Genomic DNA, 12,870 nt, shown 5'->3' on the forward strand with positions numbered 1-12,870 from the left:
GCGCGCTCACTCGCCCCGATCGCGGATCATGTAGCCGGCGCCGCGCACCGTGTGCAGCAGCGGTCGGTCCTGGCCGCGATCGATCTTCGACCTGAGCCGCGACATATGCACATCGATGACGTTGGTCTGCGGATCGAAGTGATAGTCCCAGACGTTCTCGAGCAGCATCGTGCGGGTCACGACCTGGCCGGCGTGCTTCATCAAGTATTCGAGCAGCCGGAACTCGCGCGGCTGCAGCGGCACGTCCTGGCCGCCGCGCGTCACGGTATGCGCCAGCCGATCGAGCACGAGATCGGCGACGCGGTAGCTGGTCTCGACCTCGCCGGGCTTGCGGCGACGCGCGAGGGCCTCGACGCGGGCGAGCAGTTCGGTGAAGGCATAGGGCTTGGCGAGATAGTCGTCGCCGCCGGCGCGCAGACCTTTGACACGGTCGTCGACCTGACCGAGCGCGGACAGGATCAGCACCGGCGTGTCGTCACTCTTGCGGCGCATCTCCTCGACGATCGACAGGCCGTCACGCTTCGGCAGCATGCGATCGAGCACGACGACGTCGTAGCCGCCATCGAAGGCGAGCGCGGCACCTGTCTCGCCGTCGTCGGCGTGTTCGGCGACGTGACCGGCCTCCTTCAGCGCCTTGACCAGATAGGCGGCCGCCTCACGATCGTCCTCGACGATGAGTATCCGCATCGACGTCCCTCAGCGTAACCGTTGGCGGTGGGTAGCGCGGCCGGTCCCGGCCGGCAATAGTGTTGTGTCCGGCTGTCGCGGGCGGCCCCCTTCGAGCGCGCCCATGGGCCGCGAATGCGGGCGGGCCCGTGGCATGTCGATTGCTCCCGTCGAGGCGCAACAACCGAGCATCAAGAGAGGGTCATGTCCCGTTCCCCCGCATTGAAACGCCCGACGATGATCGCGCGAGCCTTCCGCCTTCATCAGACGGCGCGCGCCGTCTGTGCCGCCGCCGTGCTCGCGCTCGTCCCGACGCTCGCCCATGCCACCGAGGCACCGATCCCGGTGAAGGTGTTCGTCGGCGCGATGTTCGAGATCGGCAAGAACACCGGCGATCGCGCCGGCGAGTTCCAGCACTGGTACGAACGGTACTGGATGAACGCCAAGCCGATCGAGGTAACGGGTGCGATCGCGCCTGTCTACTGCAACGACGACGGCGTCTGCGGCGCCGTGCTCGGCATGGGCAAGGTCAATTCGTCTGCGTCGATGCAGGCGATCCTGCTCAATCCGCGCTTCGACTTCTCCAAGGCCTACTACATCCTCTCGGGCGTCGCCGGCACGCCGCCGCAGCGCGGCACGATCGCCGATGTGATCTGGGCGACGTGGGTGCTCGACTACGACCTCGGCCATCGCTGGGCGCCGGAGGAGAACACGGCCGGCGCGCCGACCTTCATGCCCCGCAAGGGCTACGAGGACTACCGCCGCTTCAAGCTCAATCCGCTGCTCGTCGATTGGGCAATGAAGCTCAGCGCCGATACCCCGCTCGCCGATTCCGAGACCGCGCAGCGCTACCGGCAACGCTATCCAGACGAGGCCGCGCGGCGCGCGCCCGCTGTCGCGACCGGCACGCACATGAGCGGCGACACGTTCTTCCATGGGCCCGGCCTGTCGAAGGAAGCCCAGTACATCGCCAAGCTCTACGGCGCCGACGACTATCGCATCACGGAAATGGAAGGCGCGGCGATCGCACTGGTGATCAAGCGCACGCACGGGACCGATCGCGTGCTGGCGCTGCGCGGCGCGGTCAATTTCGACCAGGGCAACCCGAACGAAACCACGCTGCAGCATCTCGACCCGAAGCCCGGCGAGACCGCCGGCGGCTTCGCGGAAACCGTCCAGAATATCGAGCGGGTCGGATCGCGCGTGGTCGATCATATCGTTCAGCATTGGGACGCGTGGAAGGACGGCGTTCCGGCACAGTAGCCGCTTGCGTCGATCGGACAAAAAAGGAGCGGCGAACCGGTTCTGCCGGTTCGCCGCCCGTTCAGACCCCGAATGAGCCGCCTCTCGAAGGGGGGCGGGGGTGAGGTCGTCTCACCCGGGGCCGAACCCTGGCCAAGCGGGGATGCCCGGCCGAGATCCGTGTTCGAACCGGCCTTACGATGCGGCCAGCGGCAGCGGCACGTAACGCGAGGTCTCGCCGCTCTTGACGCGGAGCAGGACGGCCTTGCGGCCTTCCGACTTCGCTTCGCGGATCGCCGAGGTCACGTCGCTCGCGGTCGAGACCTGCTTGCCCTGCGCCTCGAGGATCACGTCGCCCTGCTGGATGCCGCGGCTCGCCGCAGCGCCGCGCGGATCGATGCGGACGACGACCACGCCGCGATCGCCTTCACCGACGTCGCTGGCGGGAGCGACGTACATGCCGAGGTCGGCGAGCGAGGTCTGGTGCTTTTCCTCCTGCTCGGCGCCGCCGGCTTTCGCCTGCTTCATCTCACCCGGCATCTTGCCGAGCGCGACCGGCACGACCTGTTCCCGGCCGGCGCGGACGATGGTGATCTTCACCGTCGAGCCGGGCTCGTAACCCGCGATTGTGCGGGCGAGCTCGCGCGGTCCCTTGATCGGCTTGCCCTCGACCGCGAGGATCGCGTCACCGTTCTTGAGGCCGGCCTTCAGCGCCGGGCTGTCGGCTTGCGCTTCAGCGACCAGCGCACCGCGCGCCTCCTTGAGGCCGAGGCTGTCGGCGACGTCGCGGTTCACCGGCTGGATCTGCACGCCGAGCCAGCCGCGCACCACCGTGCCGTTCTTCTCGAGCTGGGCGATCACCTTCTGGACCGTGTCCGACGGGATCGCGAAGCCGATGCCGACCGAGCCGCCCGAAGGCGAGTAGATCGCGGTGTTCACGCCGACCACCTCGCCGGCGAGGTTGAAGGTCGGGCCGCCCGAGTTGCCGCGGTTGATCGGCGCGTCGATCTGCAGGAAGTCGTCATAGGGACCGGCGCCGATCTCGCGGCCGCGGGCCGAGAGAATGCCGGCCGTGACCGAGCCGCCGAGGCCGAACGGATTGCCGACCGCCAGCACCCAGTCGCCGACCTTGATGTCGCCGTTCGAGAACGGAACCGTGGGGAAGTCCTTCTTGTCGCCCTGGATCTGCACCAGTGCGATGTCGGTCTTCTCGTCCGAGCCAAGCACCTTGGCCTTGTACTCGTTGCCGTCGTCCATCAGGACGGTGACCTCGGTCGCGCCCTTCACGACGTGGAAGTTGGTCACGACCTTGCCGTCCGGCGAGATGATGAAGCCGGAGCCCTGCGACATGACCGGCGCGGCGCCGCCGCCACGGGGCGGGCGCATGCCGCGCATGCCCGGGCCGCCGGGGCCGTTCGGGGCGCCGAACTCACGGAAGAACTTCTCGAGCGGGCTGCCCTCAGGCACATCCGGGAAAGCGTCCATCATGGACTCGCCGGACGCCTGCGCCTCGGCCTTGACGCGGATCGAGACCACCGCCGGGCGGACCTTGTCGACGATGCCGGCGAAGGAGAAGTTCGCGATGTTCGGGCCGACGGCCGGCGCCGTCGTCTGCGCGTTGGCCGGCGCGACATGCGCGACCAGCGCCTCGGCCGCGAAGCTGCCGACGAGGCCGAGCGTCACGAAACCCGCGAGCAGCGCCTTGCGCCGCTTGGCGGCGGCAGCCTTGGCCGGGGAGACGGGATCGATCTGTGCCATGTTTTTGAACTCCCGCATTCTTCGGAGCGTGAAAGGGTCTGGACGGCGGTCCCGGTCGCGTCGGGTGGGGGAGGAAGACTTTTGTCCGCGACCGCCGTCCTTGGGTCCTATCAATGACGCCCGGCGCCTTACGGTCCCATGGCGCGGGGATTAAAACTTCGTAAGGTAGCAGGCGGCTGCCGCGTGATCCGCGCGGCCAGCGTCGGTTCGCTCGAAACAAAAAACCGCCGCCCGGATCAGGCCCGGGCGGCGGTTCTTGGTCGGCAATGCAGCCTGTTCGAAGGGATCAGGCCGCGTCGAGATCGCGGACGAAGGTCTCGACCGCGACCTTCAGTTCTTCGGCCTGGGTCGAGAGCCCGCCGGACAGCGCGGTGAGCTGCGTCGAGGCGGCTCCGGTCATCTCGGCCGCCTGGCTGACGCTGCCGATATTGTTGGTGACCTGGCTCGCGCCGGTCGCCGCCTGCTGACAGTTGCGCGCGATCTCGACCGTTGCGGCGCCCTGTTCCTCGACCGCGGCGCTGATTGCGGCCGCGATCGTCTTCATGTTCGAGATCACGCGAACGATCGCGTCCATCGAGCGCACGGTGCCGTCCGTGGAGAGCTGGATCTCGGAGACCTTGGCTGCAATGTCCTCGGTCGCGCGGCTCGTCTGGGTGGCGAGCTGCTTTACCTCCGAGGCGACCACTGCGAAGCCCTTGCCGGCTTCGCCGGCGCGCGCCGCCTCGATGGTCGCGTTGAGCGCGAGCAGGTTCGTCTGGTCGGCGATGCCCTTGATCAGGTTGACGACATCACCGATCGAAGCGGCGGCCGTCGACAGATCCGCGATGCGGGCATTCGAGGCTTCGGCCTCCTGGAAGGCCTCGTCTGCGACGCGGGCCGCCTGATTCACCTGGCCGGTGATCTCGCGCACGGAGGTCGCCATCTCCTCGGCCGAGGCGGCGACGGTCTGGACGTTCGCGGAGGCCTGCTCGGCCGCAGCCGAAACGGCCTGGGACTGCTGCGCCGCCTCCTCCGCCGTCATCGAAAGGCTCCGGGCCGAGCCGGAGACCTCGCCGGAGGCCTGCGCGAACGAGCCCGACAGCTGGCGCATACGCTCGACGAAGGCCGTGGCCAAGCGGGCACGTCTGGCGGTGGACGCCGCCTCGGCAGCCTTGGCGCGTTCCTGCTCGGCCCGCAGATCCTCCGCGGCGAGCAGCGAGCGGCGGAAACTCTCGACCGCCTTGGCCATCTCGCCGATCTCATCCTTGCGCTCGACGCCAGGCACCTGGACCGACAGGTCTCCGGTGGCGAGTACGCCCATCGTACCGGTCAGCGCATGAACCGGGCCGACGACGCTGCGCGCGATCCGCCAGGCGATCAGGGCCCCGAGCGCGATGCTCAGCAGACCACCAACGGTGATCACCGTGTCCGCCAGCGACGAGGCCTCGCTCGCCGCATCCGCGGCGACGCTTGCATTCTTCGCCGCGGCGGCGGCGACCGCATCATTGGCGGCCGCGTAGGCCTTGGCCGCGGCATCGAGACCGTTCAACGCGGCGACATATTCCGGAGCGGTCGGCGCGACCCCTTGCCGCTTCATGTCGTTGACCTTGGTGCCTTCGCGGCGAAAGGCGTCGACCGTTTCGCGAAAGGCATCGACCAACTGACGGATCTCCGGCCGACGCACCACGCCGAGCGCAGCCTGATAGTCCTTGTCGAACTGAGCGAAGGCGGCATCGCGGGAAGCGATATTGCCGACGTCGCCGGTCGCCGCATAAGCCCAAACGAACACCCGACCCTGCCGCACGCTCAGGAGACTGTCCTTCAACTTGACGATCAGCGCGTTGCCGCGCAACGCTTCGGTGGCGAGCTTGTCACTCCGATCGTTGAAGAACTTGCCGAGTCCGATCGTGACCGCAAAAATGATCAGGATAGCGGCGAAGCCACCGTAGAGACGGCCGGACACGGACAGTAGTCGGCTCATCGTTTGCCTCCGACAACGAAAAGATGCGCCGGCGACGCGTGCATCCACTCTCGTCATTGCTTGGACGCCGCAGACCTTCAAGATCGCTCCGATCGCCCAAAGACGCTCCATTTTGGTAAGCAGCCTGGAACAGCGGAGTTAAATTGGCTTTAAATCCTGACAATTCTAACAGAGAAAAAACTGATATTTCATTCATTTACCGGACATCCGGATCGACTGACCTCCTGCCCGGGACAATTAAGAAGCTGGGGCGACGTTTCTTCCGCCGGGCGTCCGTTGCGGAGCTGTCGGACGTCACTCCCTGCAATGAGGGCGGGCCAGTCGCGATCGCGACCGGCCCGCCTGAAGACAGTCTCGTTCCACGACAACAGACGGCGTCAGGCCTCGTCGGCGAGGATGCGATCCAGCTTCGCCTTCTCCTCGGCACTCAGCGCGACCGCCTCGCCGGCCGGCGCGGCCCGGCGGCGGCGAGCGGCGGCGAAAACGCCCACCGCCCCGAGCGCCAGAACCGCGAAGGGACCGATCCAGAGGATCGCCGTTTCCCATTCGAAGCGCGGCTTCAACAGCACGAACTGGCCATAGCGATCGACGAGAAAGTCCTTCACCTGTTCGTCGGTATCGCCGCTCTTCAGCCGATCGCGGACCAGGATGCGCAGATCGCGGGCGAGCGGCGCATCGGAGTCGTCGATCGACTGGTTCTGGCAGACCATGCAGCGCAGCTCCGCCGAGATCTCGCGGGCGCGCTTCTCCATGGCGGCGTCGGGCAGGATCTCGTCGGGGCGCACCGCCAGAGCGGGCGCGACCGACGCGAAGCCGAGCGCGACGGCGAGGACCAGTCCGGCGGTTCGACGGAGCGGGTTGGAGCGGATGGCCATGCCCGTCACTCCGCCGGAACCGCGGCCGCGGCCACCCGCGCCGGCTTCGGTGCACCGATGCGCAGGCGCCGGTCGGCGAGCGAGGCGGTGCCGCCGAGCGCCATGACCAGACAGCCGAGCCAGATCAGCGTGACCTGCGGTTTCCAATAGATCCGCATCGCCACGCCGCCATCGGCTTGGGCCTCGCCAAGCGAGAGGTAGAGCTGCGAGAAGCCGAAGGTCTCGATGGACGACTCGGTCGTCGGCATCTGGCGGGCCGGATAGAAGCGCTTGGCCGGCTCCATGCGTGCGACGATGACCCCGCCTCGCCGGACGCTGAACTGCGCCGCCTGCTCCTGGAAGTTCGGCCCCTGGCGCGGCACGGTGCCGAGGAAGGTCAGATCGAAGTCGGCAACCTGAACCGTGTCGTTCAGCTTCATGACGAGCACGCGCTCAAGCTTCCACGCGCTCTCGGCGACGATGCCGAACAGCGTGACGCCGACGCCGACATGGGCGAGCATCGTGCCCCAGGCCGACAGCGGCAAGCCCTTGGCGCGGTTCCAGGCAGTCGTAGGACCGGCGAACAGCTTGATGCGCTGCGCCACTTCGAGAAGCGCGCCGGCGATGATCCAGATCGACAGCCCGATGCCGACATCGGCGATGACAGGCCCACCGCGGGTCAGCCACCAGGACACCACGGTGGCGACGAGCGCCAGCGCCAGCGCCGCGGCGAGCCGCTCGGCGGCACCGAGCAGGTCGCCGCGCTTCCAGGCGAGCAGCGGGCCGAACGGCAGCGCGATCAGCACCGGCACGATCAGCGGGCCGAAGGTCAGGTCGAAGAACGGCGCGCCGACCGAGATCTTCTCGCCGGTCACGGATTCGAGCACCAGCGGGTAGAGCGTGCCGGTCAGTACGGCGGCGGCTGCCGCGGTCAGGAAGAGGTTGTTGAAGACCAGCGCGCCCTCGCGGCTGATCGGGGCGAACAGGCCGCCCTGCGTCAGTGACGAGGCCCGCCAGGCGAACAGCGACAGCGAACCGCCGATGAACAGACAGAGGATCGCCAGAATGAACACGCCGCGCGCCGGATCGGTCGCGAAGGCGTGCACCGAGGTCAGCACACCGGAGCGGACCAGGAAGGTGCCGAGCAGCGACAGCGAGAAGGTCAGGATCGCGAGCAGCACGGTCCAGATCTTCAGCGCGTTGCGCTTCTCCATCACGATCGCGGAATGCAGGAGCGCGGTGCCGGCGAGCCAGGGCATGAAGCTCGCGTTCTCGACCGGATCCCAGAACCACCAGCCGCCCCAGCCGAGCTCGTAATAGGCCCAGTAAGAGCCCATCGCGATGCCGAGCGTCAGCGCGACCCAGGCGGCGAGCGTCCAGGGCCGGACCCAACGCGCCCAGGCCGCGTCGATACGGCCTTCGATCAGCGCGGCGACGGCGAAGGAGAACGAGATCGAGAAACCGACATAGCCGAGATAGAGCAGCGGCGGATGCACCGCGAGACCGAAGTCCTGCAGGATCGGGTTCAGATCCTGGCCCTCGATCGGCGCGGGCGACAGGCGCGCGAACGGGTTCGAGGTCGTCAGGATGAACAGGTAGAAGGCCGCCGCGATCCAGGCCTGCACGCCGAGCACGTTGGCGCGCAGCGTGCGCGGCAGATTGCGGCCGAACAGCGCGACGAGACCGCCGAACACCGCCAGGATCAGCACCCACAGGAGCATCGAGCCCTCGTGGTTCCCCCACACGCCGGAGATCTTGTAGATCAGCGGCTTCAGCGAATGGGAGTTCTGATAGACGTTAGCGACCGAGAAATCGGAGACCACATGCGCCGTCGTCAGCGCCGCGAAGGAGATCGCGACGAAGACGAACTGTCCGAGCGCCGCCGGGACGGCCGTCCCCATCAGGCTGTCGTCGCGCGCCGCCGCACCCCAGATCGGCACCACCGACTGGATCAGCGACAGGGCGAAGGCCAGCACCAGCGCGTAATGTCCGATCTCGACGATCATCGCCCGTCCCTCAGTTCGTCACGGTCTTGGGCGCGGCAGGCGCCTGCTGCGTCGGCGCGGGCGGGCCGCCGGCCTCGCCCTCCTTCCAGTGGCCGCTCTGCTTGAGCGAGTCGGCGACTTCCTTCGGCATGTATTTCTCATCGTGCTTAGCGAGCACGCTGTCGGCATGGAACAGGCCATCGGCGCCGATCTTGCCCTCGGTGACGACGCCCTGCCCCTCACGGAACAGGTCCGGCAGCAGGCCCGTGTAGGTCACCGGCACCGAAGCGGCCATGTCGGTCACCTCGAAGCGGACGGTCGTGCCGTTCTTGACGACACTGCCTTCCTTCACCAGCCCGCCGAGCCGGATGCGGCCGCCGGGCGGCGTCTTCTGCGCCGCCACGTCCGAGGGCGACGAGAAGAAGGTGATCCGATCGTTGAGCGCGTAGAGGACGAGGCCGGCCGCGACCGCGATCACGAGGCCCGCGATGCCGATCAGGGTGAGACGTCTCTGCTTGCGGGTCATGCCTCTCGCCGTCCTCGATCCTGCGGGCGAACCTGCGCCCGGTGGCCCTCCCCTCCCGGATCACGGGAGTGCGGACCGTTTCGTCCCATCGGTGGCACGGCCGTGGTCCGGCCGGACTTCATTTTGCGGTGATCGCGCCAACATCCGCCGATGTCAGGACGCGATCCCGAGTTCCTTGGCGAGCGCGTCGATGCGGCCGCGCCCGGCCTCGTCGTTCTTCATGGCGGCGCGCGCCTTGTCGGCCGCGGCCTTGGCCTCGTCGGTTCGACCGAGCACGGACAGCGCGCGAATGAGCCGAGTCCACTCCTCGACCGAACCGCCCGAGGCGTCGAGACGCTCGGCGAGACGCTGCACCATGCCTTCGATCATCTTCTGGCGATCGGCAGGCGCCATGGCCGCCGCACTCGCGACGTCACCGGCCGTCGGCCCGGGCGTTGCGGTCGGCGGCGCGGCCGCGCCCTGCGCCGGCCCAGCCGCGGCGTCCGGCGCATTGGCCGGAGCGGGCGCGCCCCCGAGCTTGGCCTCGACGGCGGCCAGTTCCTTCTCCGCGATCGGCCGCCAGCGCTCGCCGCCCTTGGAGGTCGCGAGCAGCGCCTTCCAGGCGGCGGCGGATTCGGCGAGCTTGCCGTCCTGCGACAGCGCCAGCGCCAGATACATGCGGGCGAGCACGCCGGCGTCGCCGGCATCGGCCTTGGCCTTCTCGAAGCTCGCGCGCGCCTCGGCGGTGACGACACCGCCGGCGAGGTTCATCAGCGCCTCGCCGAGCTGCACCTCGCGCTTCGGCGTCGAACCGGCAATGCGGATCGCATTGCGGAACGCCTGCGCGGCGTCGCTCGCGCGGCCCATGCGCATATAGACTGGCGCGATCAGATCCCAGCCCTGACCGTCCTCGGGATTCTTGGCCAGATGCGCCTCGACCTTGGCGACGAGCTGGTCGATCGACTGGCTCTCGAGCTTGGCCTCCTGGCGGGGCGCGAGCGGCGCATCGGGCATATCCGGCTGGCCGAGCCTGCCGTAGAGCCCGAGCGCGACGACGGGCAACACCACCACGGCCATCACCGCGGCCGCGCGACGACGCAGGGTCGCCCCGCGATCAACGGCCGGGGGGCCTCTTCCGCCTCGCGTGCGGCCTTGAGCAGGCGGCGGGCGATCTCGGTCCGCGCGGCTTCGGCCTCCGGCGCGGCAATGACGCCACGCTCGAGATCGCGATCCACCTCGGCGAGCTGGTCCTTGTAGACGGAGATGTCGTGGCCGGCGGCGCCTGCCCCCGTCTTGGCACCGGTCTTGGTACCCGTCTCGGCTGCGTCCCCACGCGAACGGCGGGCGAGCGGTGCCAGCACCACGAATGCAGCGGCCGCGGTCATCGCCGCGAACACGACCCAAATCTCCATCGCGATGCTTTCCCGCGCCCTCGTCCGCCGTGGCGCGCCCCGCCCCTCGGGTGCGCGCGACCGTCCTGCCTTCAGGGCTACGCGCCCCGGTGTCCGACGCCTCTCAGGTATCGTCGCAACCGCGCTTCGGCAATGGGTAGAAGCCGTATCGCGACGGCGGACCGCATGTGTTGATCGTGATCAAGCACTTTGACGGTGGAGAGGCGCCCGGTGTTCAGAGCGGGGGCGACGCGTTCAGCCGGTTTGGCGGGTCGACGGGCGGGCGACGATGTTGTCGCGGCCCTTGCGGACGATCGAGGCGTAGTCGTCGCCGAACACCAGCGCGGAGAGCTTGACCGCGCCGTCGAGCGCATCGAGCAGGCTCTGGCGGTCGATCACCTGATTGCCCTTGAGATCGGCCATCAGCTTGTTGGTCACGACCTCGAGCGTCTGCTCGACCTGCTTGCGCGTGCGCGAGACGAGATCGTTGACGGCGAGGCTGTCGGCGGCGATCCGGGCCTCGACGAGCAGACGCACCGCGAATTCCGCGTCCTCGAAAGCTGCGGTGTCGAAGCGGGCACCGTATTCGCCGGCCAGCGATTCCACCCGCAGTGCCCGGCGCACCAGGCCCGGCGCCTGCTCGATCTCGCGGGCGACCAGCTCCGAGATCCGCGTGCGGCTCGCTCCCGCCCGCTTCAGCCAATGCGGCACGCTGTCGATATCGAGCGCGAAGCGCAGGTTGCGCATGGTCTCGTGATAGGCACGCAGGTCGCCGAACAGCTTGCCGCGGCCGAGCCTATCGCGCACGCCGGTCTCGGCGTCGGCGACGTCGCGCTCGATCTCCGAGAGCGTCACCTCGACGAAACCGGCATAGCGGCTGCCGGCGATCACGCGCGGATCGCTCGAGCCGGCGAGCTTGACGGCCGCGAGCACCGGCAAGATCGCGTTCGCTGTCCGCGACAACATGGCAACGCCGACGAACGGGACCGCGAGGCGCAGCTCGTCGAGCGCCACACCGATCGAGTCGACCACGCGCGACTGGTCCGTGACGTCATAGGCAGTCAGCGTCGCCGGCCATTGCCCGAGCAGGCTCGCGAACGCGGACTCGCGCTGGAACACGTAGAGCACGTCGCGCAGGTCGCGGAAGGCAGCTTCGCCGCCGACCTGGGCGGCGAGCTTCTGCCGCGCCTTCTGATCGTCCTCGACCAGGCGCAGGTGCTCGAGCATGCGCGACGCGACATCGCGGCGCAGCTTGCGCGCGATCGGCGCCGCATCGGCGTCAACGTCATAGGGGTCGGCACCGAGCGCCTGTTCGTAGTCGATCGGCGCGACGTCGCGGATGATCCAGGTCCAGATCGCGCCGAGGTGTCGCTCGTAGATGCGGCCCTGCTGCTTCAACGACAGTTCGTTGCCGATCACGAAAGGTCTGAGCGGCGCGAAGAACGCCGCTTCGATCCGCTGCGCCCAGGAGGCGCGCGACTGCCGGCCTGCGTCGCGCTGCTCCGCCTGCGTCTTGGTGGCAAACGGGCGCAGGCCCGGGTCGGTCGACAGCGACGCGGCGAGCGCGGCGGCGCGGCCCGGAGCGGCGCCGAAACCCGGAACCGAGGCAGGCGCAGGCGTGGCCGAGACCGGCGCCTGCGGCGCGGTCGCGCCGGGCGGAGAAACAGGCGCTTCCTGTGGTTGAGGCCGGGGCTGTGCGGTCGCGGCCTGCGGCTGTGCCTCTTGATCGGCCGCCGCGAGAATGACGGAGTTCTGGATGCTGTTTTCGCCGCGATCGACCGAGCTGCGCGCCGTGCGCACCAGCATCGCGCGCGCCTGAGGCGACAGCGACGCCAGATAAGCTTTGACCTTCTCGGATACCAGGCCCTCCGGGGGCATCGCGAACTCCGGGCACGACGGTGTGCGAAACCCGAAGAGGATCACTCAAATTCTTTTAAAATTTCATGAGCATCGCGTAACGGAAGCCTGACGGCGCATGGGCTTGATACGGCTGCGGCCCGACGGGATCACAGCCGTATCGTCCGGCCCGCTCAGGAAAGCGGCCGCCAGGTGCCGTCCGGCTGGCGGCAGGCCGTGCCCCGCGCAGTCTGCGGCTTGCCGTCGATGTAGATCGTGTGCGTATAGTCGCGGCAGGTGTACTGGTTCACCGCGTAGGCCGGGCCCGGCGTGATCGAGCCGGTGTGGCCCGACGGACCGCGCCACTGCCGCGCGCTGCCGGCCGGGCCGGCCTCGAGCGCATCGTATTCGGCCTGAGCGGCCAGTTCGCGATCCCGATCATCGAGGTTGCGACCGATGTCGCCGCCGAGAAGGGCGCCGAGCGCCGCACCGGCGCCGGCGGCCAGGACCTTGCCCGAACCGCCCCCGAACTGGCTGCCGATCAGGCCGCCGGCGAGCGCGCCGGTGACGGTACCGAGGCTCTGCTTCGGCCCGGCGTCGGCGCAACCGGCGAGAACCGCCGCGAAACCGATGACGACGGCGAAATTCGACTTCATGAGCAACGGTCCCCTCG

The 12,870-nt window shown here is 68.6% G+C and carries 11 protein-coding genes; 1 reads left to right on the top strand and 10 read right to left on the bottom strand.

Annotated elements, in window-relative coordinates; genetic code table 11:
• Positions 1-6: 6 nt before the first annotated feature.
• Positions 7-687, bottom strand: coding sequence for a response regulator transcription factor (locus tag ABS361_12105; protein XBY42859.1), 681 nt, complete (start codon positions 685-687; stop codon positions 7-9).
• Between the two features lie 183 nt (positions 688-870).
• Here ABS361_12105 and ABS361_12110 point away from each other — a divergent pair, with 183 nt between their 5' ends.
• The gene (locus ABS361_12110; protein ID XBY42860.1) at positions 871-1,929 is read left to right on the top strand and encodes a purine nucleoside permease; all 1,059 of its coding nucleotides are present in this window, start codon (positions 871-873) and stop codon (positions 1,927-1,929) included.
• 174 nt (positions 1,930-2,103) lie between these two features.
• Here ABS361_12110 and ABS361_12115 read toward each other — a convergent pair whose 3' ends face one another.
• The 9 genes from ABS361_12115 to ABS361_12155 form a co-directional block, all read right to left on the bottom strand.
• Positions 2,104-3,666 (bottom strand): Do family serine endopeptidase, encoded by a 1,563-nt coding sequence (locus ABS361_12115; GenBank protein XBY42861.1) that lies wholly within the window; start codon positions 3,664-3,666, stop codon positions 2,104-2,106.
• 286 nt (positions 3,667-3,952) lie between these two features.
• Positions 3,953-5,626 (bottom strand): HAMP domain-containing methyl-accepting chemotaxis protein, encoded by a 1,674-nt coding sequence (locus ABS361_12120; GenBank protein ID XBY42862.1) that lies wholly within the window; start codon positions 5,624-5,626, stop codon positions 3,953-3,955.
• Between the two features lie 377 nt (positions 5,627-6,003).
• Positions 6,004-6,501 carry a cytochrome c-type biogenesis protein gene (locus ABS361_12125; protein ID XBY42863.1) on the bottom strand — a complete coding sequence of 166 codons (498 nt, stop codon included), beginning with the start codon at positions 6,499-6,501 and terminating at the stop codon, positions 6,004-6,006.
• Positions 6,502-6,506: 5 nt separating this feature from the next.
• The gene (locus ABS361_12130; protein XBY42864.1) at positions 6,507-8,486 is read right to left on the bottom strand and encodes a heme lyase CcmF/NrfE family subunit; all 1,980 of its coding nucleotides are present in this window, start codon (positions 8,484-8,486) and stop codon (positions 6,507-6,509) included.
• A gap of 10 nt (positions 8,487-8,496) precedes the next feature.
• Positions 8,497-8,991 (bottom strand): cytochrome c maturation protein CcmE, encoded by a 495-nt coding sequence (gene ccmE, locus ABS361_12135; GenBank protein XBY42865.1) that lies wholly within the window; start codon positions 8,989-8,991, stop codon positions 8,497-8,499.
• Positions 8,992-9,144: 153 nt separating this feature from the next.
• Positions 9,145-10,041: a c-type cytochrome biogenesis protein CcmI gene (locus ABS361_12140; GenBank protein ID XBY42866.1), complete on the bottom strand. Its 897-nt coding sequence runs from the start codon at positions 10,039-10,041 to the stop codon at positions 9,145-9,147.
• A 5-nt stretch (positions 10,042-10,046) separates the two neighbouring features.
• Positions 10,047-10,382 carry a c-type cytochrome biogenesis protein CcmI gene (gene ccmI / locus ABS361_12145; protein XBY42867.1) on the bottom strand — a complete coding sequence of 112 codons (336 nt, stop codon included), beginning with the start codon at positions 10,380-10,382 and terminating at the stop codon, positions 10,047-10,049.
• 234 nt (positions 10,383-10,616) lie between these two features.
• Positions 10,617-12,239 (bottom strand): hypothetical protein, encoded by a 1,623-nt coding sequence (locus ABS361_12150; GenBank protein XBY42868.1) that lies wholly within the window; start codon positions 12,237-12,239, stop codon positions 10,617-10,619.
• 152 nt (positions 12,240-12,391) lie between these two features.
• The gene (locus tag ABS361_12155) at positions 12,392-12,853 is read right to left on the bottom strand and encodes a glycine zipper 2TM domain-containing protein (protein XBY42869.1); all 462 of its coding nucleotides are present in this window, start codon (positions 12,851-12,853) and stop codon (positions 12,392-12,394) included.
• Positions 12,854-12,870: the final 17 nt, after the last annotated feature.

It is taken from the genome of Ancalomicrobiaceae bacterium S20 (assembly GCA_040269895.1).
GTDB lineage: Bacteria > Pseudomonadota > Alphaproteobacteria > Rhizobiales > Ancalomicrobiaceae > Methyloraptor > Methyloraptor flagellatus.